Source organism: Pontibacillus litoralis JSM 072002, assembly GCF_000775615.1.
Classification (GTDB): Bacteria; Bacillota; Bacilli; order Bacillales; family BH030062; genus Pontibacillus; species Pontibacillus litoralis.
Window position 1 is genome coordinate 1 of sequence record NZ_AVPG01000012.1, and the last position, 18,067, is coordinate 18,067.

An 18,067-nucleotide genomic window follows, 5' to 3' on the forward strand; every position below is an offset into this window, starting at 1 on the left:
GTGTCTTAACCACTTGACCAACGGGCCAAAATAAAAAATGGCGGAGAAGGAGGGATTTGAACCCTCGCGCCGCTTACACGACCTACACCCTTAGCAGGGGCGCCTCTTCAGCCACTTGAGTACTTCTCCGTATTGGCTCCAACGGCAGGATTCGAACCTGCGACCGATCGGTTAACAGCCGATAGCTCTACCACTGAGCTACGTTGGAATAAGTTCAATGCCACAACCACCAAATGAGTAGCGACATTTTCAAATTATATCAGATGATTATTTATTTAGCAAGACCTTATTATGAAAAATCTTTTCCCAAAATAGATGTATTCGCTTAGAAACAATCAACTTACGACGTTAAATATGTTACAACAAAAGCATATTAAAGTCAATACTTTCATTCAAAATACATATCTTCTTTTCATACTGTTTTTTAACGCAGCTATAACAATTTAACATGTAGTTAAAAAAGAGTCAATCATTTTATTCAATCTTTTTTAACTTACCTTTGCACTTTCCACACCTATATTTATTCAAATCAACTCTTCGCTTTCTTCTAAATTCCGCATCGCATCGTTCACACTTATATTCATGTAGTGTTAAGGTTTGTTTAGAAGGTAGTGATGCACAAAAACGAGGTGCATTTGTTTTCTTTAACAAATCTCTAAATTCTTTGTCTCGATGTTGATACCCTTTTCCTTCAATATGTAAATGATAATGACAGAGCTCGTGTTTGATAATACCCTCGAACTCCGCTTCACCTAACTCACTTAAATACTTTGGGTTTAGTTCGATTCGTTTAAAGCTTGGCAAATAGCGTCCGCCTGTTGTACGTAATCGATGATTCATTGTTACTTCGTGAATAAACGGTTTATGAAACCATTCTTTTGAAATAGTATTCACCCATTCATGTAACGTCTCTTGTTCCATCCTTAACTCCCCTTTTTCACAATTGGGCTTTTCTTTACATATTGTATAGCAAGAGCGTTTTAAATGCATTAGAAAGGTGGCTAATTCCATGCCTAAATGGTTAAAGCATCAACTAATGAAAGCTTACTTAGAAAAAAATATCAATCAAATTAAAATGCTAAATCAATGTTGGTATGTATATAGAAAGAAACACTGCTAAAGCAGCAGTGCTCTTCCTGTGACTATTGCGATGGAAGCATGGAAAGCGCAATTCTCCCTTTAGTTGTGTCAACATCTTCTACCCAAACTGTAACAACATCTCCTACTGCTACTACGTCAAGTGGGTGTTTAACGAAGCGATTCGATAATTTAGAGATGTGCACAAGGCCATCTTGCTTAACCCCTATATCGACAAACGCCCCAAAATCAACTACGTTCCGAACCGTTCCTTGGAGTTCCATGCCTTTATGCAAATCTTCTAATGACAGAACATCTTTCTTTAATAACGGTTTAGGTAAATCATCCCGTGGGTCTCTGCCTGGTTGAACTAATGATTTCAAAATATCTTCAAGCGTTGGAACTCCAATACTTAATTGTTCAGCTAATTGAGTTGTCTGCAGCTCCTTTACATATGCTTCAAGTTTCATTGAGCCTAAGTCTTTTGTTGTCATATCTTTCATTTTTAACAACTGTTTCGTCGCATGATAGCTTTCTGGGTGAATGGAAGTTCGATCAAGTGGTTCATCCCCATCTAGAATTCGTAAAAACCCAATACTTTGTTCATACGTTTTAGCACCTAAGCGAGGGATTTTCTTGAGTTGCTTTCGATTTGTGAACTTCCCATTTTCCTCTCGAGCTTTGACAATATTATTTGCAACTGCTTTACTAAGTCCTGATACATATTGGAGAAGGGACGGAGAAGCTGTGTTGACGTTAACCCCGACTTGGTTTACCACTGTTTCTACAACAAAGGTGAGCGATTGCCCTAGTTTCTTCTGACTAACATCATGTTGATATTGTCCAACGCCAATCGACTTCGGGTCAATTTTTACTAGCTCCGCTAACGGATCCTGTACTCGCCGAGCAATCGATATAGCGCTTCGTTCTTCAACTTGTAAATCAGGAAATTCTTCACGTGCTAATGTTGAGGCGGAGTACACACTAGCACCGGCTTCATTCACAATCATGTATGCAATGTCTAGTTGGTGACTCTGAATCATTTCAGCGATGAACTGTTCCGTCTCCCTTGAAGCTGTACCATTTCCAATTGCTATTAGCTCGATAGGGAACTGTTGAATCAAGGATAATATCGTACGCTCTGCTCCTTGTTTATCATTTTTCGGTGGCGTTGGGTAAACCACCTTAATGGCATGAACCTTACCTGTTTCATCCACAACAGCTAGTTTGCAACCTGTTCGATAGGCTGGGTCCACCCCTAAGACAACCTTTCCTTTAAGTGGTGGTTGCAGGAGTAAATTCCTCACATTTTGTGAAAACACATTAATTGCTTTTTCTTCAGCTACTTCTGATAAAGCGCTTCGTATTTCCCTTTCTACAGAAGGTTGAATTAAGCGTTTATAAGCATCTTCTATCGCATTTTCTAGCACTTGGTTTCGTTCTGGTGCTCCGTGCTGGACTAACTGCTTACGAACGTAATCTAAAATGACTTCCACCGGTGGAATAACGGCCACCTTTAATATTCCTTCTTTCTCTCCGCGATTTACAGCTAATACGCGGTGTGAAGCAATGGTACGTACAGGTTCTTGGTAGTCGTAGTACATTTCGAATACAGCTTTCTCGTCTTTCTCCTGATCCTTTTCCTTCGCTTCTGTGCGTAGACTCCCTTTTTCAAACGTTATCCTGCGTATGTACTCTCTGTAAGAAGGTTCATCTGAAATCCATTCCGCCAGAATATCATTTACACCCGCTAATACAGCCTCGACCGTTTCTAATTCGTGCTCTACTGAAAGGTACTGCTTTGCTTCTTCGTAAATCGGAAAGCTTTCCTGATGCCAACATTTTAGCGCTAAAGATTCTAATCCTTTTTCTTTTGCAATAGTAGCTCTTGTACGACGCTTTTGTTTATAAGGGCGATATAAATCCTCAATCTTCTGCAATTGCTGCGCTTGAAGAATCTCTAGCTTTAATGAATCAGTTAATTTTCCCTGTTCTTCAATTAGGCGAATGACTTCTTCTTTACGATTAGACAGATTCAATCCGTATTCCCATTTCTCTTGTATGGAATGTATTTGTACCTCATCTAATCCACCTGTTTGTTCTTTACGATAACGAGCGATAAAAGGTACGGTATTCCCTTCATTTAATAAGGCGATTACTTTATCAATTAACGAAGTCTTTACGTTCGTCTCTTTTGCTACCCATTGAACAATTTCGTTATGATCACTCACTTCATTTCCTCCTATACCTATACTTACTTCTACTATTGTAACAAAAAACCTCGACCTACATAGAATGGTCAAGGTGTCATCTACTTATATTTCATCGCAATAAAGGTCGTGTCATCTTGATTACGAATCGCCTTTTGCTTTACAAACGATTCCACAATGAAGTCTAATCGGTGTGAAGCAAACGTCTTGGCCGATAACGTTCGATCATTTACACCATCTGTAAACATAAAGAAAGAAGAACCAGGGATTAATTTGTCTTCTAACACTTTGTACAGCCGAGGTACTCCCGATAGAAATCCACCAACTGGTATATTCCGCTTCCTCTCCCCATTTGGCGTTATCATGACTATGCCAATATTACCGATGGACGTGAAAGAAAACCGCTCCGAATGAAAATTCATTCGTAATATTCCTAGCACGGCACCTCTCTTATTGAGCAATACTTCATTACATTTAGTAATAATAAAATCAATCGATTGGTGCATATGTTGTTCAATTACGTTGACGACAGCTTGAGAAGACTCTAAAGCATACGGACCACTCCCTAATCCGTCTGCCAAGGCACATACAAATTCTTTATCCGTTTCTTTATAAAAATAACTGTCACCACAACAATAGTTACCATGCTTTGCTTCTTGATGGGCTATTACTTCTACTCTTGCGCTTCCATTTCCATGCTCGACACTCACTTAAAAGCCTCCACATTATCTGCTTGTAACGCTTCTCGTAATTTCAATAAGGCTCTACGTTGCAAGCGGGATACGTGCATTTGAGATATACCTAATTTTTCCCCGGTATCTTTTTGACTTAAATTATCAAAATAGGTGCACTTTAAAATCTCTTGCTCTCGTTCTGATAAAATAGGGAGGATTTTCTCTAATAACATTTGCTTGTCGATTGTTTCAAAACCTTTATCACGATCACCAATGAGATCCATTATCGTCACTGTACTGCCATCTGAATCTGCTTCGATTTGTTTATCAACAGAAAGAGCTTTATAGCTTTTCCCCATCTCCATCGTTTCTAAAACATCTTCCTCTGAAACTTCTAAATATTCCGCGATTTCTGCAACAGATGGAGAGCGTTGTAATTGTGTCGTTAATTCTTCTACCGCACGCTTAATCTTCGGACCAAGTTCTTTTATACGGCGAGGCACGTGCACACTCCACGTTTTATCACGAATAAATCGTTTTATTTCACCAATAATGGTCGGGATTGCAAACGACTCAAACGACTTTCCGAAAGATGGATCGTATCGGCGAGTAGCAGCTAGCAAACCAAGCATCCCTACTTGTACAAGGTCTTCATGGATCAAACTATTTTTGGAATACTTTTTTGCAAGCGAGTGAACAAGATCTTGATATTGAAGTACAACCTTTTCTTGTGTTTCTTCATCACTAGGATGATCTCTCAGCAACTGAATCCATTGATAAATATCTCCATCATGTCTATTGTGTGGTTGAGATTTGGTCGCCATTAATCGCCACCTCGTTTTCATGGAGATATTTCGTCATTAAAACGATCACACCACTTCTGTTGTTAATTTCAACTTTATCCATCAGAGCATCGATTAGAAAAAGACCAAACCCACCTTCCTTCAACTCATCAATGGAGTCTTCCTCCCTAAATGGGCCAATATCTTCTTTCACTTTGCTCAAGTCAAAGCTGCCACCGTGATCGGCAACCATGATTTCCAAACGATTCTCATACACACCAAAGCCTACCGTTATCTCCCCTTCATCTATCCCTTTATATGCATGTTTAACACCGTTGGTAATAGCTTCAGAAATGGCAACTTTCAAATCCTCAATTTCCTCATAATGGAAACCCATTCTGTTGGCAATTCCCGAAATGCTTAAACGCACGACACCTACATATTCTGCTTTCGCCGGCACTTTCACTTCGATAAAATCAAATGACTCTTTCATCACATGCCACCTCGTACTGTGTAATCCGTTTGTATGTTCATGATTTCTGTGAGCCCCGTGATCTTAAATAATCGATACACACGTTCTTGTGGGTTCATGAACGTCAAACTACTTCCATGCTCTTTCGTTGATTTTAGCGCACTAATAAACACACCGAGGCCAGTGCTATCCATGTAAGATATAGCATGCATATCAATAACCACTTCAACACCATTCTCTTCCGTAAGTGGCACAATTGTTTCCTTTAATTTCGGTGCAGTATACGCATCTATCTCACCTATAAGGACGACTTTCCTGACCTGTTCATGTTCATCATGTGCAACTTCAATAGTTAAATCCATTACCAAACATCCCCCTAATCGTGTACATACAAGAAAATTACCCGCTTAAAATTGCCGTTAAACGTCCCTTCGTAAAATTATCATCGTAAAGTCATCGCGTAAATGAAAATCTTGCAATCGTTCGAAATAGCGATACACTTGTTCTGTCATTTCTTGAGCTGATAAGTGCTTATATTGACTAAGCACCTCACAGATTTCCTCTCGTTCAATAAATCGGTCATTCACCCGGCATTCCGTAACCCCATCTGTCAACAGAATAACCATATCCCCCGGTGCAACTTGTTGGACGTATTGATGATAAGTCACTTTTCGATCAACGCCTAATACAAGCCCTTCTGCTTCGATATCATAGAAAGCATCCTCTGCCGCACAATAGTAAAAACCCGGCTCATGCCCCGCTGAAGAATAATGAAATTCATGGTTACGCCCATCATATAAACCGTAAAACATCGTCACAAACATACTCGGATCAACATTACGCTCAACTACTCTGTTCATACCTTCTAATATAACTCCTGGTTCCATGCGGCTATGAGGGAAACTCTCCATAGAATATTTAATCATCGACATACACAACGCTGCAGGGACTCCCTTTCCAATCACATCGGCAATAGCAATCCCTAGAGAGCCTTGTTCATCTTCCACAAAATGATAATAATCTCCATTCATTTGTTTAGCAGGTGCACTAATAGCCCCTAAATCCATATTGGGGATATTTGGTTTCGTTGTAGAAAGTAACGTTTGTTGCATGTTGGCAGCGACAGAGATTTCTGATTGTAATTCTAGCTGTTTCTCACGTAATGCTTGAAACTCTTGATAAGCCATTCCAAAAGAAATCATCGTTTCCAATAAAAAGTTTAAAGAATGTTTAACGCTCGGTGATAAATCAGGATACAAATCCAATAAAGACTGAATATATACATCAACGATTTCATCTGGAGATATATTATGCTGGATTGCTTGTTTACTAAATTGTTCTGCGCGATATAATGCTTGTTCATCCTGATACTCTATATATTGCTTTAACAAGTCTCGATAACTATTTACATCAAGTTTTAACGTGCTCATCTATTCTCCCCCTCTAACGGAGCCACTTCACAACGTTTATTTCCGTTCCTTCTCCTTCTTGAGAATGTACATCAAATTCATCCATCAGTCTTCTAACACCAGGAAGGCCAGCTCCTAAACCACCTGATGTGGAGAAACCATCTGTCATCACTTGAGTTAAATCTTGAATACCTGGTCCATTATCAATCGCTATGATGCGTAGCCCTTTCGAATTTAAGTTATCCATCGTTTCAAAACAAATCTTCCCTGTGCCAGCATACAGATAAATATTTCTAGCAAGTTCCGATATAGCAGTAGCAATACGTGCTTGATCTACTGTACCGAACCCTATTTTCTTAGCAATATCTCTACCAAGTTGACGAGCACCAACTATATCCCATTCTTTTGTAATAGTAACGCAGGATTGGAAGTCCATTCACTCAATCCTCCAATTCCTGTCGAAGTTTAATCAATCCTTGTTCTAAATCTAATGCTGTAGGCACATCTTGTAAATGGATTCCGAGATCAATTAATGTCATAGCGACTGCAGGTTGAATTCCAGTCAAGACAACTTTCGCCCCCATTAAGCTAGACATGGATACAACTTCTCCTAATACTTTTGCAATAAAGGAATCAATAATATCTACCGATGTTAAGTCAATGACGACACCTGTTGCTCCGCTTTCATGAATTTTACGTAGTAAGTCTTCTTGAAATTGAATGGCCGTTTGATCATCTAAGTCCATTTGGATAGATATTAATAAGTAATTATGTAACTTTAGTATCGGAATTCTCATTTTCCTCTCTCCCTATCCAAAGAGTCAAGTATCTCTTCAATACCTTGTTGGTTATCGCTAATGCTTACAATTTTACTATTTGTCAGCTCTAACGCCGTTTCAATCCCTCTCTTCAGCGAACTCTTCGTCGGGAATTTCTCCAAGTTTATCCCTAAATTAACAATAGTTTGCGCAATCTCTGGTCTTATGCCTACTAGAATACATGTCGATCCAATGAGTCGCACAGCTTCGGCCGCTTGTATGATATGATGGGCTACCATCGTGTCCACAACGGGAACACCTGTAATATCAATTAATACTACATCTGCCCGATGCTTGATAACACCGTTTAATAAGTTCTCCATAATTAACTTAGCGCGCTCCGTATCAATCGTTCCAATTAACGGCATTATCGTGATATTGTCCATAACTGGAATAAGCGGTGCAGATAACTCTTGCAAAGCTAACTTTTGTAACGAAACGGTATGCTCCCAACTACCGGAATACTCATTTACAAGTTGATTAATAATCGGATCAATCCAATGATCTACTCCTGAAATAATTTCCATACACATCTCTACATCAATGGCATCTAACTGTTTCAATATATAATGAACCGTCACCCGACGAAATACTTGCATTCCATCCGTCAAATAGCTCAATGGCCATCCTAAATAAATCAGTCGTTCTGCAAAGTTTTCAATACCATTCGTCTGACCATGATTTTCTATGCTTGAGAAAATAACATTAACGAATTCCCTATTGGTACTCTCAAACAACTCATTTGAAATAGTCGCAGTATAATCTTTTTCCCGATTCTTATATACTTCGTCCATCCATAAACGGACAATTTCATCACTATGATTTAACACAACTTTAAACAACTGATTCTCCATCTTATCCACCTCAACTTGAACGTGTAAAATAGTTAATACTTTTATTGTCACAGGTTTGTCTATCAATAGCAATGGGACAAGTACTTATTTCATTCACTATTCGTACATATACCTTACCACATAGTTGCCAAATACCTCCATTAAGAACCCTTTTTATACAATTCCACTTACTTTAAGCAATAAAAAAAGCGTAGTTTATTGTTTCTTTACAATAAACTACGCTTATCTATACTTCCAAATAAAAAAACAAAAACCACCCTTATACTAGAGTAGCTTCTGTCTTAGAAATCAATCAATCCTAGGCTAATTTGTAACGCATCATCTACTCTTCCCATCATAACTTCATCCAGTTGGGTAATCTTATCCGTCAATCGCTGTTTATCGATTGTTCTAATTTGTTCAAGTAAGATGACAGAATCCCGTTCAAAACCATATTTCTTAGCATCGATTTCTACATGTGTAGGTAATTTAGCTTTCTGAATCTGTGCTGTGATAGCTGCTACAATAACTGTCGGACTAAAACGATTACCGATATTATTTTGAAGGATTAAAACAGGGCGAACGCCACCTTGCTCAGACCCAACTACTGGTGACAAATCGGCAAAGTAGACATCGCCTCTTTTTACGATCAATGCATTACACCCCGCTCACTAATTGTTCACAGGTTGTCTCTGCCTCTCCTTCAGCTTGGAAAGCCTCTGAAGAAATATGCAAATTGATTTTAGCCATTTCCATGTAACCCTTGCGCATTTTCTCTCTCGTTTGACGCTTTTTACGTTCACTTAAATACATCTTAGTAGCCTGATAAATAAAATCACTACGGTCACTATTTTCAAACTCTAGTACACCATCAAGTTCGCTTAATAATTGCTGCGGTAACTTAACTACAATTTCTTGTGAACTTTCGGACACAAAAATGCACCTCCACCATTAACTAAACACCATTTGGTCGATTATTTCTAAAATAATCATACCACCTATACCTAGTGTTTGCAAAGGCTTATTACGATATCTGTCTACAAAACTCGTGTAATTCTGTCAAGTTAGGATCCATGAATGACACATACTATTACACAGCAAAACAACCATCAATAAGAAGTTACATGATCAACTTGTACAACAGCATCATTTTCCACATAAACTCTCGGCACACGATAGCTAATCATACACGTAATTTCATAATTAATTGTATCGGCATAACGTGCTATCTCTTCCACTTTTATTATATCATCGCCTTGCTTACCAATAAAAGTAACCTTTGTGCCGATTGGGTAAAATTGATCTAGCTTCACCATTAGTTGATCCATACATATTCTACCGACTATAGGCATACGTTTTCCATTTATCAACACATCTATACCTTGTAATTTACGCATCCAGCCATCAGCATACCCGAGCGGCACAGTCCCGATCCATTCATTCTCTTCAGTTGTATAAGTTGCTCCATAGCTAATCGACTCGCCTTTTTCTACTTTTTTAACGTGAATAAGCTTACTATGCAGGGAAAAAGCGGGTTGTAGTTGAATCAATTGTAAGTCTTTTACAACGTCTGAAGGAGGAAGCCCATACATCCCTATACCAAACCGAACCTTATGATGCATCTGTTCAGGGAACCTCATACTAGCAGCACTGTTTCCTGTATGCAGTTCAACTGGATACTTCCATCTACGACAAAAAGCTTGTAACAATACATGAAATCGTTCCACTTGTTTCGTGTAGTGCGCAAGGTTGCACTCATCAGCCGATGCAAAATGGGTAAACACCCCTTGTAAATGTAAACGCGGATCATCCAATTCCGTTAATAAAGCATCCATCTCTTCTATCGTACGTACACCGATTCGTCCCATACCTGTATCCCATTTCATGTGAAGAGTTAAGCGCTCTTTAAATTTGTATTGTTTCACTTGTTGCAACCACTCTTCTTGAAAGAACGTTAGCATAATGTTATGCGCAGCTGCTAACGGTGCATCACAAGGCCGAACCCAACCTAACACAAGAATTGGCGCTGAAATCCCCGCCTTTCGAAGCTTCAATGCTTCATCTAATAAAGAAACCGCTAACGCTTGAGCACCAGAAGCTAAAGCGGTTTTCGCGACTTGAATATCGCCATGACCATATCCATTCGCCTTCACTACTGCATATATCCCTGTCTTATCAGGAAGATAGTCGTTTAAAGATTGTATATTATGTTTAATTGCATCTAATTGGATCTCTACCCAAGTATCTCTGTAATAAGTTTCTATAGACAATGACGATCACCTTTCCTCGAATCAATATACCTATTATTCACTTTGGTAATTAGCATGTCAATTCGAACTACCTTCCTAAAAGAGAAATAAAAGCAGACTCTTTTAATTTAAACTGCGAGCCTGCCATCCACATCGATCCATCTATTTAATTGCAGTACCTTGAACAGATTGAGCAACTTCTACCATTTCTTCTTTCGTTAACTCCTCACTCGCTAATACGAAGTCTTTCCCACCATATGACCACTCTAATCTTGAACTGCTTAAAGCTCCCATTGTAAAACCTAAATTCACAGGGTCGCCTACAATAGAAACCGGAACAGTCGCACTCGCTGGCTTTGTTTCGTAATATTCTTGTATAAGTGTATAAGATTTATCCCCTTTATACGTTTGGATGACACGCTTCCCATTTTCCATATCAATTATTTTCTCTTCTTCTAACTGCTCATTTCCAATTGTAGCTTCTGGATAAAAAATACTAAAAGCAGATGGGCTTTCTTCAGCCATCACCGGAACACCTAGAGCACCACTTGTCATATTTTTTTCTGTCGAGAAAGCATCTTCATTAAATGTTGGATCAATTTCAACCGAAGTAAACTGTACCTCGACAACAGGATTACTATCTTTATCCAACACTTGTACCATCACAGGTGTTAAATCCTTCTTGTGAAAATATATCTTCTGATTAGGTAAGTTCTGACTGTTTTGATAATTGGTTTTCGTTGTGAATTCGTAATAATTCTCTGTTGCTTCAAAGGTAGAGTCAGAATCTTGCTTAATATCCTCTACTAAAGAGCCGAATAAATAAGGTTGGCTACTGTTTTGCGGCCATTCACTTTGAAATTTAAAACTTTTATTTAATGCTGGTGTTAACACGTAAACCCCTTCTTCATTACGGAGAATAATTTGGCTTCCTTTTTCGTCCTTTTCATTGCTTAACAGCACTCGATAATAATCTTTCTTCTTATGCCACACCTCAATATTGTATTTCTGAGCGTCTTCTCCTGTTTTCAAACTCATGGTAGCTTTCACTTTGTAGCCATTCGTTTGCTCTAACTTCTTATCAAGTGATTGGACGACATCCTCTTTCGTCTTCTCCCCGCAAGCTGCTAGAAGTAGGACGAAGGATGCGACGATAACCATCCACATAGTTCTCTTCATAATCACAACTCCTTTGTCTCATTTCAAAGGACAAAGGGAACATACCTGCCGGCTATTCCATGCACAAAATGCGATGCTACAAACAATCAATGATTTGGTCTTCTATCACGTTGATTGCTCAACCATGAAGAAAAGGTTCTCTTCGTTACATCATGTCCGTTTTTTCCACCCTCTCTTTCTCTCCCCCCTATTCTTCCATTAAACGATTCAACGATATCCATATAGACACACCTCTTATAGCTTCTTACTCATCCGCATTTTGATTGTTTATAAACCGCATTCGTGCATGTCATCCTCGCTAACACATACTGTATGTTCCCTCCTACCTGCACTAAAATATATGAGACAAACTTTCCAATTATGCAAACAAGCCTCACAGGAGATTATACTTCTTCTAAAACAACTTGAGCGATTGCATGAGATTGACTGTGAGAAATAGAAACCCATATTTCATATGAGCATTTATCTACTTCTAGTATAGGAGCACCTACGTCATTTTTGACAATACTAATATCCTGGAAAGCATAAACACTCCCAATACCAGTACCTGCAGCTTTACTAAACGCCTCTTTCGCCGCAAACCGACCTGCAACAAATTCAGCTCTTCGATGATCATTGTGAATAGACTGTAGCAACCGCCTCTCGCTTGATGTCAAAACGCGATTGATGAACCGTTTATTACGTTTCATCGCTGCCGCAATTCGGTCCACCTCTACTATGTCGATACCAATCCCTTTTATCATTTGATCTACCTCTCTCTTCATATATAAACGTTCCAAATATTTGTTAAGCTGTACGTATCATGTATGAACTTATTTCATTGTATAATAAATATATGTAGAAAATAAATTTTTTAAGGAGTACGTTATATGTTTTTCCGAACTGAATCATTTCAGCAGTTTATCCGCTCGTACCAAGTTGTAGCTTTTTTAGTTGGGTTGCACCTTGTTCTATGGGTAGCTATCGATGTTCTACATTTACCATTTTTCATTTCTCTTGAAAAACTGGGGATAGGGAGCAACTTATTAATTGCTAATGGGGAATATTGGCGTCTGGTCACACCGATTTTTTTACACGCAGACTTCATGCATGCATTAATGAACTCTTTTTCCTTAGTGTTATTCGGCCCTGCCTTGGAGCAAATGCTCGGTAAGGGGAAATTCATTTTCGCCTACATAGGAGCAGGAATTGTGGGAAACATTGGAACGTATGTATTCGCACCTACATTATACGTTCATCTAGGCGCATCAGGAGCTATCTTTGGTTTATTTGGCATTTACCTGTATATGGTGTACAGCCGGAAAGATTTAATCGACCAAGCAAATGCGCAAGTTGTCATCACAATTGCCGTCATTGGGGTGATCATGACCTTAATTAGCCCGGGAATCAACGTTTACGGTCACATGTTCGGGTTGTTAGGAGGTACATTACTAGCACCTATCGTCTTACGCACCGCAAGGCCATTTTCGCCCTATTCCAATCCTTCACCACGAAAGCAGCACTATACAGAGGATGATGATATTGGTTTTAACCCAAACCGCTGGAGCAATAAAAGAAAACGACCATTTAAACAACACGTACCAAAAATACTATGGGGTATAATTGTTTTACTAGTTGTATTAGGCTTATTAGGACGGCTATAAAAGTGTTCGAACAAAAGGCTCATAAACGGCGCATGCAGCTATTTTTGTAGGATACTTTTCTTCACTCGATACTCGCAGGAAACTCCATTACAATTCTTGCATCCTCATCTTTTATCTATATACAGAATAGAGCATTCCAACCACTACGATTGGAATGCTCTATTGTTATGCATTTAGTAAACTAAATTATTGGTTATTACCTTGGTTACGCTTTTGCGAATATCCGCGATTACGTCCTGAACTTTGTCCTTGACCACGTTTACCAGCATAGCTTTTTGATTTGTTATTACGGTTATATCCACCTTTACCACCGTTACCGTTGTTACCTTTTCTACGGTCGTATTGACGTTTACCGTTTTTCTTATGTTTATCACGAACTGCTTGTTTTACACTAATTGGAGACAAAGAAGTAAGCTTAACTGGTACGTCTTTGCGTTCCTTCGTTAACATTTTCAATGCAGCAGCAACAACAGATACAGAGTCATATTGCTCAATTAATTCATTTGCTTGAGCATGATACGCATCTAAGTTGTTCGATTCAAGTGATTGTACTAACTTGTCCACCGCTACTTTTTGTTGACCTTTATGTGCTTCATCAGATGAAGGGATTGACATGCGCTTCACTTTTGTACCTGTTGTTTTCTCAATTAAGTGTAATTGAGCAACTTCTCTTGGCGTAATAAATGAAACAGCGTGGCCATCTTTACCAGCACGACCTGTACGCCCTATACGGTGAACGTAACTCTCAGGGTCTTGCGGAATATCAAAGTTATATACGTGCGTAACACCTGAGATATCAAGTCCACGTGCAGCTACGTCTGTTGCCACTAACACTTCTAATGCACCGCGCTTAAACTTCTTTAAAACACTCATACGTTTCCCTTGTGTAAGGTCACCGTGAATGCCTTCAGCACGGAATCCGCGTGCATTTAAGCCATCTGTTAACTCATCTACACGACGCTTTGTACGCCCGAATACAATTGCCAATTCAGGCATATGGATATCAAGTAAACGAGTTAATGTATCAAATTTCTTCGCTTCATTTACTTCAACGAAATATTGATCAATTCTTTCTACAGTCATTTGCTTCGCTTTCAGCTTCACTGTTTCTGGCTTTTTCATCATCTTCGTTGCAATTTCATGAATCTCTTTCGGCATTGTTGCAGAGAAAAGCAATGTTTGACGTTGTTCTGGGATAGCATTCAAAATAGCTTTAATATCATCAATAAAGCCCATGTTCAACATTTCGTCTGCTTCATCTAAAACAGCCGTATGAATGTTAGATAAATTAATTGTCTTTCTGCGAACATGATCAAGTAAACGACCTGGTGTTGCTACAACAATTTGCGGTTGGTTCTTCAATTCGCGAATCTGACGTCCCATATCTGTACCGCCGTATACTGGTAGCACACGCACACCTTTGTATTGACCAAGTTTATTTAACTCTGTTGCTACCTGCATCGCCAATTCACGTGTCGGGGCGATAACAATCCCTTGCGTTTTCTTCATATCTTGATTGATTTTCTCAATCATCGGGATACCGAACGCCGCCGTTTTCCCTGTACCTGTTTGAGCTTGTCCGATGACATCTCTTCCGTCCATTGCGAGTGGAATGGTTTGTTCTTGGATCGGAGTTGCTTCTTCAAACCCCATTTGCAGAACTGATTTTAATACTGATTTGGATAAACCTAATGAATTAAATGTTGTCACTTCTATTTTCTACTCCTTTTCGTTTTCTTTACTTTGAAAGAAAAACACGTAAAAAAAAGCCATCCTCACAGTTGGAAGAGGGCTCTCCGTACGAATGATTTACGTTTATAATAACACATTACTTTATAAACATCAATTCACTTCATATTAAAGTACCCTTTCCATTTAATCAATGATAAAATATAGGAAAGCGAAGACTTTGAATAATCGGAGGTGGAGTTCGTTGGATAAACCACCATTTAATCCATATCTCGCAATTTCCATTGGGGTGCTTTCCGTCTCTACGTCTGCAGTACTTGTTAAGCTTGCAGGAGATGCCCCGGCTTCTATCATCGCTAATTATAGGCTTTTCATTGCCGTGTTACTAATGACACCTTACATTCTTTTTTATAAAACGAAAGAGTTCCGTTCCATTTCCAAAAAAGATTGGTGGTTGTCGGGTGTTTCAGGTGTATTTTTAGCCTTCCACTTTATTCTATGGTTTGAGTCACTCAATTATACTTCCGTGGCTAGTTCTGTTGTGCTTGTAACAATGCAGCCGATATTCGCCTTTTTAGGTACATATTTCTTTTTTAAAGAACGGTTTACAGCAGGCGCTGTCATTAGTATGATTATAGCGATTACGGGTAGCGTCGTAATTAGTTGGGGTGACTTTCAAATTAGTGGCCAAGCACTATTCGGTGATATTCTCGCCTTGTTAGGTGCTGTGATGGTCACTGGTTATTTTCTAGTTGGGCAGCACGTACGTAAACGACTGTCGCTAATGACGTATACGTTTGTTGTGTACAGCATTAGTTCCATCACGCTCATTCTATATAACGTGATAACAACCAAACCATTTACAGGCTATTCAACAGAGACTTGGATGTATTTCCTCGCTTTAGCGATTATACCGACTTTCTTTGGCCATACGTTGTTTAATTGGGCTTTAAAATGGGTCAGTACATCTTCCATTTCCATGAGCATCGTATTTGAACCAATTGGCGCTTCCTTGTTAGCTTATTTTATACTTGGAGAGAAGATATCTGGCTTTCAATGGTTAGGTGGAGCAATTGTTATTTTTGGATTGAGCTTATTCATTTTTAGCACATCTAAACAAAATAAAGTAACCATTATTCATGATGCAAATTCATAGTGGAATCGTTTGACATGATATACAAACGTTCCTATTTTTAAAACATCCATAAGCAGGTGAATGTATGCAAATTAAAATTATGACCGACGGAGGGTCAGACCTTCCGAAACATGTAAAAGATCAATACGATGTTACGATTGTTCCTTTAAATATTCATTTTGGAGAAGAACAATACGTAAGTGGCGTAAACTTAGATATCCAAACCTTTTACAAGAAAATGAGAGAGCAAGAAGAATTACCACGATCTTCTGCGCCAAGTCCGTATGCATTTTATGAGGCGTACAAGGAAGTAGATGCTTCCAAGCCCATTTTGATGCTCTCCCTTTCTAAAGAACTAAGTACGACGTATCACAATGCTTTAATGGCAAAGGATATGATTTTAGAAGAAGAGCCAGACCGTCAAATTGTCGTCTTAAACACAAGAACAGCTACTTCTGGCATGTCTTTATTAGTAAATGAGGCGGGGCAATGTGTGAAACAAGGAATGGCTTTCGATGAGCTTATCCATCATATAGAGGAACGTATTTCTAAGATTTCTACGTTATTTATTTTACGCACTGTGGAGAATTTAATTAAAGGTGGTCGTCTTGACCGTGTGAAGGGGACAATTGCCAAAACATTAAACATTAAACTGCTCATGAAAGGTAGCCCTGAGGGAAAGATAGAAGTAGCCGAAAAAATTCGTGGCAACAAAAAAGCAATGCGCCGTTTTGTCGATCAAATTGCGGACAATACGAGTAATTTCGAAAACAAAACCTATTCCCTTTCCTACAGTACGACAAGTGAAAAAGCTGAAGCATTTTTAGAAGAAATTAAAGCACGTTATCCATTTAAGGAGACGCTTCTAATGGAAATGGGGCCATTATGTGCGACATATGCTGGTGAAGACGGCTTCGTAATGGCATTCTTCCGTGATTAACATAAATAAATCCTGGCTACCTATGCCAGGATTTATTTATATTCCTTTCATAAACGTGCTTATCCCTTTTACTAAAGGAGAAATCTGATTGGCTGTATTTGCCACCTGCCCCATTGTGGATAGCATTTTATCCAAATCTAATTGGCCGTTCTTATCCATGAAATACGTCATAATCCCCTTTGTTTGCTGCGCATTTTGTTGTCCGTTTTGTGGCACCCATTGCTGAGAACTCCACTCTTTAGGTTGTGGTGGTTTAGCAAATTGTTCATAAGGGGTTTTAAATGCTGGTAGCTGTGGCGTCTCTTCTTGAGGAATAAATGATGTCGAAGCAAACATATAAGGCGATTGCGCCCCATACCCTACCACTTGATTTGTAGCATAGTGCGGATGCGGTATAGTAGGAGGAGGCTGCGGAACATAATACGGACCTGCGTTCATTGGACGTTTCGGCATTCGATACATAACATCCCACCTCTACATAAACATATTCCACTTTAGCCTATGTAAGAAGCGACAAAAACGTGATAAATAATGCAACTAACTATGCATATTCGTCCTATTAATACCTAACTTCTTCTTTAATTGCTTCTCTTGAAACCCCAGTACTTTCTCTTCGCCAACAAACGTGACGGGGGTACCATAAATTCCGAACTCTTTCATTTCATCAAAATAGGGCCGGTGATCGGATATATTACGCTCTTCAAACTCTACATTATTATCTCGAAGCAGTTGCAGCACCCTTTCACAATAGTGACACCCTCTACTCGTATAAACAAATACTTTATGCCTACTCAAGTATGTACCCCCCAACTTAAAAAATAGTTCTTTTATCTCAATCTTACATAAAGTATTTGTTTGAATCAATTTCAAAATGAAACTAGCTTTATTGAAATCCGAACAAATTTAATGTAAGAATTATTATTTCCTAGTTTATTTTTAGAATCGCTGGAGTCGTTT

General features: G+C 38.9%; 23 protein-coding genes and 2 tRNA genes. 4 read left to right on the forward strand and 21 right to left on the reverse strand.

Annotation, left to right across the window (positions count from 1 at the left end; all coding sequences use genetic code 11):
* Positions 1 to 38: 38 nt before the first annotated feature.
* The 3 genes from N784_RS08880 to N784_RS08890 form a co-directional block, all read right to left on the reverse strand.
* Positions 39 to 129: transfer RNA gene (locus N784_RS08880), tRNA-Ser, on the reverse strand.
* A 4-nt stretch (positions 130 to 133) separates the two neighbouring features.
* Positions 134 to 208, reverse strand: a tRNA-Asn gene (locus tag N784_RS08885).
* A gap of 266 nt (positions 209 to 474) precedes the next feature.
* On the reverse strand, positions 475 to 921 hold the full coding sequence (locus N784_RS08890) for a SprT family protein (protein WP_036834257.1): 447 nt from the start codon (positions 919 to 921) through the stop codon (positions 475 to 477).
* Between the two features lie 88 nt (positions 922 to 1,009).
* Here N784_RS08890 and cmpA point away from each other — a divergent pair, with 88 nt between their 5' ends.
* On the forward strand, positions 1,010 to 1,120 hold the full coding sequence (gene cmpA, locus N784_RS16620) for a cortex morphogenetic protein CmpA (RefSeq protein ID WP_156965214.1): 111 nt from the start codon (positions 1,010 to 1,012) through the stop codon (positions 1,118 to 1,120).
* 22 nt (positions 1,121 to 1,142) lie between these two features.
* On the opposite strand, the gene N784_RS08895 is transcribed toward cmpA, so the two are convergent.
* From N784_RS08895 to acpS, 15 genes are all read right to left on the reverse strand, one after another.
* Entirely contained in the window at positions 1,143 to 3,308 is a 2,166-nt protein-coding gene (locus N784_RS08895) for a Tex family protein (RefSeq protein WP_036834259.1), read from the reverse strand.
* An 80-nt stretch (positions 3,309 to 3,388) separates the two neighbouring features.
* Positions 3,389 to 3,997 (reverse strand): SpoIIE family protein phosphatase, encoded by a 609-nt coding sequence (locus N784_RS08900; RefSeq protein WP_036834261.1) that lies wholly within the window; start codon positions 3,995 to 3,997, stop codon positions 3,389 to 3,391.
* On the reverse strand, positions 3,994 to 4,785 hold the full coding sequence (gene sigB / locus N784_RS08905; protein WP_036834262.1) for an RNA polymerase sigma factor SigB: 792 nt from the start codon (positions 4,783 to 4,785) through the stop codon (positions 3,994 to 3,996). Before sigB ends, N784_RS08900 begins: the two co-directional genes overlap by 4 nt.
* Positions 4,757 to 5,236: an anti-sigma B factor RsbW gene (gene rsbW / locus N784_RS08910; protein WP_036834264.1), complete on the reverse strand. Its 480-nt coding sequence runs from the start codon at positions 5,234 to 5,236 to the stop codon at positions 4,757 to 4,759. Before rsbW ends, sigB begins: the two co-directional genes overlap by 29 nt.
* Entirely contained in the window at positions 5,236 to 5,577 is a 342-nt protein-coding gene (locus N784_RS08915) for an STAS domain-containing protein (RefSeq protein ID WP_036834266.1), read from the reverse strand. The genes rsbW and N784_RS08915 overlap by 1 nt, the downstream gene beginning before the upstream one ends.
* A 57-nt stretch (positions 5,578 to 5,634) precedes the next feature.
* The gene (locus tag N784_RS08920) at positions 5,635 to 6,645 is read right to left on the reverse strand and encodes a PP2C family protein-serine/threonine phosphatase (RefSeq protein ID WP_036834267.1); all 1,011 of its coding nucleotides are present in this window, start codon (positions 6,643 to 6,645) and stop codon (positions 5,635 to 5,637) included.
* A gap of 13 nt (positions 6,646 to 6,658) precedes the next feature.
* A complete protein-coding gene (locus N784_RS08925; RefSeq protein ID WP_036834268.1) occupies positions 6,659 to 7,060 on the reverse strand; it encodes an anti-sigma regulatory factor in 402 nt (133 codons plus the stop codon).
* Between the two features lie 4 nt (positions 7,061 to 7,064).
* Entirely contained in the window at positions 7,065 to 7,421 is a 357-nt protein-coding gene (locus N784_RS08930; RefSeq protein ID WP_036834270.1) for an STAS domain-containing protein, read from the reverse strand.
* Positions 7,418 to 8,296: an RsbT co-antagonist protein RsbRA gene (locus N784_RS08935; RefSeq protein ID WP_036834272.1), complete on the reverse strand. Its 879-nt coding sequence runs from the start codon at positions 8,294 to 8,296 to the stop codon at positions 7,418 to 7,420. Before N784_RS08935 ends, N784_RS08930 begins: the two co-directional genes overlap by 4 nt.
* 281 nt (positions 8,297 to 8,577) lie before the next feature.
* Positions 8,578 to 8,928, reverse strand: coding sequence for a type II toxin-antitoxin system endoribonuclease NdoA (gene ndoA, locus N784_RS08940; RefSeq protein ID WP_036834273.1), 351 nt, complete (start codon positions 8,926 to 8,928; stop codon positions 8,578 to 8,580).
* Positions 8,929 to 8,932: 4 nt separating this feature from the next.
* Positions 8,933 to 9,208 (reverse strand): CopG family ribbon-helix-helix protein, encoded by a 276-nt coding sequence (locus tag N784_RS08945; RefSeq protein WP_036834274.1) that lies wholly within the window; start codon positions 9,206 to 9,208, stop codon positions 8,933 to 8,935.
* A gap of 176 nt (positions 9,209 to 9,384) precedes the next feature.
* Positions 9,385 to 10,545 carry an alanine racemase gene (gene alr / locus N784_RS08950; RefSeq protein WP_036834276.1) on the reverse strand — a complete coding sequence of 387 codons (1,161 nt, stop codon included), beginning with the start codon at positions 10,543 to 10,545 and terminating at the stop codon, positions 9,385 to 9,387.
* A 141-nt stretch (positions 10,546 to 10,686) separates the two neighbouring features.
* Entirely contained in the window at positions 10,687 to 11,703 is a 1,017-nt protein-coding gene (locus tag N784_RS08955) for a LolA family protein (RefSeq protein WP_036834277.1), read from the reverse strand.
* Between the two features lie 86 nt (positions 11,704 to 11,789).
* Complete coding sequence (locus N784_RS17080) at positions 11,790 to 11,924, reverse strand: hypothetical protein (RefSeq protein WP_269745330.1); 135 nt, start codon at positions 11,922 to 11,924, stop codon at positions 11,790 to 11,792.
* A 162-nt stretch (positions 11,925 to 12,086) separates the two neighbouring features.
* The gene (gene acpS, locus N784_RS08960) at positions 12,087 to 12,446 is read right to left on the reverse strand and encodes a holo-ACP synthase (RefSeq protein WP_036834278.1); all 360 of its coding nucleotides are present in this window, start codon (positions 12,444 to 12,446) and stop codon (positions 12,087 to 12,089) included.
* Positions 12,447 to 12,572: 126 nt separating this feature from the next.
* Here acpS and N784_RS08965 point away from each other — a divergent pair, with 126 nt between their 5' ends.
* Positions 12,573 to 13,346 carry a rhomboid family intramembrane serine protease gene (locus N784_RS08965; RefSeq protein WP_036834280.1) on the forward strand — a complete coding sequence of 258 codons (774 nt, stop codon included), beginning with the start codon at positions 12,573 to 12,575 and terminating at the stop codon, positions 13,344 to 13,346.
* Positions 13,347 to 13,532: 186 nt separating this feature from the next.
* Here the strand turns inward: N784_RS08965 and N784_RS08970 are convergent, their stop codons facing one another.
* Entirely contained in the window at positions 13,533 to 15,056 is a 1,524-nt protein-coding gene (locus N784_RS08970) for a DEAD/DEAH box helicase (protein WP_036834281.1), read from the reverse strand.
* Between the two features lie 223 nt (positions 15,057 to 15,279).
* Between N784_RS08970 and N784_RS08975 the strand changes: the two genes are divergently transcribed.
* Both N784_RS08975 and N784_RS08980 read left to right on the forward strand, forming a co-directional pair.
* Positions 15,280 to 16,191, forward strand: coding sequence for a DMT family transporter (locus N784_RS08975; RefSeq protein WP_036834282.1), 912 nt, complete (start codon positions 15,280 to 15,282; stop codon positions 16,189 to 16,191).
* Between the two features lie 64 nt (positions 16,192 to 16,255).
* A complete protein-coding gene (locus tag N784_RS08980; protein ID WP_036834283.1) occupies positions 16,256 to 17,110 on the forward strand; it encodes a DegV family protein in 855 nt (284 codons plus the stop codon).
* A 36-nt stretch (positions 17,111 to 17,146) separates the two neighbouring features.
* Here the strand turns inward: N784_RS08980 and N784_RS15975 are convergent, their stop codons facing one another.
* Both N784_RS15975 and N784_RS08990 read right to left on the reverse strand, forming a co-directional pair.
* Positions 17,147 to 17,572 (reverse strand): YppG family protein, encoded by a 426-nt coding sequence (locus N784_RS15975; RefSeq protein ID WP_052127223.1) that lies wholly within the window; start codon positions 17,570 to 17,572, stop codon positions 17,147 to 17,149.
* Between the two features lie 75 nt (positions 17,573 to 17,647).
* Positions 17,648 to 17,905, reverse strand: a complete 258-nt coding sequence (locus N784_RS08990; RefSeq protein WP_036834284.1) for a glutaredoxin family protein — start codon at positions 17,903 to 17,905, stop codon at positions 17,648 to 17,650.
* Between the last annotated feature and the right edge of the window lie 162 nt (positions 17,906 to 18,067).

Coding starts and splice junctions, on each gene's coding strand:
- N784_RS15975 (WP_052127223.1), bottom strand. CDS start 17,572: ATGTATCGAATGCCGAAACGTCCAATGAACGCAGGTCCGTATTATGTT.
- N784_RS08925 (WP_036834268.1), bottom strand. CDS start 7,060: ATGGACTTCCAATCCTGCGTTACTATTACAAAAGAATGGGATATAGTT.
- rsbW (WP_036834264.1), bottom strand. CDS start 5,236: ATGAAAGAGTCATTTGATTTTATCGAAGTGAAAGTGCCGGCGAAAGCA.
- N784_RS08965 (WP_036834280.1), top strand. CDS start 12,573: ATGTTTTTCCGAACTGAATCATTTCAGCAGTTTATCCGCTCGTACCAA.
- N784_RS08920 (WP_036834267.1), bottom strand. CDS start 6,645: ATGAGCACGTTAAAACTTGATGTAAATAGTTATCGAGACTTGTTAAAG.
- N784_RS08935 (WP_036834272.1), bottom strand. CDS start 8,296: ATGGAGAATCAGTTGTTTAAAGTTGTGTTAAATCATAGTGATGAAATT.
- N784_RS08955 (WP_036834277.1), bottom strand. CDS start 11,703: ATGAAGAGAACTATGTGGATGGTTATCGTCGCATCCTTCGTCCTACTT.
- N784_RS08980 (WP_036834283.1), top strand. CDS start 16,256: ATGCAAATTAAAATTATGACCGACGGAGGGTCAGACCTTCCGAAACAT.
- sigB (WP_036834262.1), bottom strand. CDS start 4,785: ATGGCGACCAAATCTCAACCACACAATAGACATGATGGAGATATTTAT.
- N784_RS08890 (WP_036834257.1), bottom strand. CDS start 921: ATGGAACAAGAGACGTTACATGAATGGGTGAATACTATTTCAAAAGAA.
- acpS (WP_036834278.1), bottom strand. CDS start 12,446: ATGATAAAAGGGATTGGTATCGACATAGTAGAGGTGGACCGAATTGCG.
- N784_RS08930 (WP_036834270.1), bottom strand. CDS start 7,421: ATGAGAATTCCGATACTAAAGTTACATAATTACTTATTAATATCTATC.
- N784_RS17080 (WP_269745330.1), bottom strand. CDS start 11,924: ATGGATATCGTTGAATCGTTTAATGGAAGAATAGGGGGGAGAGAAAGA.
- N784_RS08915 (WP_036834266.1), bottom strand. CDS start 5,577: ATGGATTTAACTATTGAAGTTGCACATGATGAACATGAACAGGTCAGG.
- cmpA (WP_156965214.1), top strand. CDS start 1,010: ATGCCTAAATGGTTAAAGCATCAACTAATGAAAGCTTACTTAGAAAAA.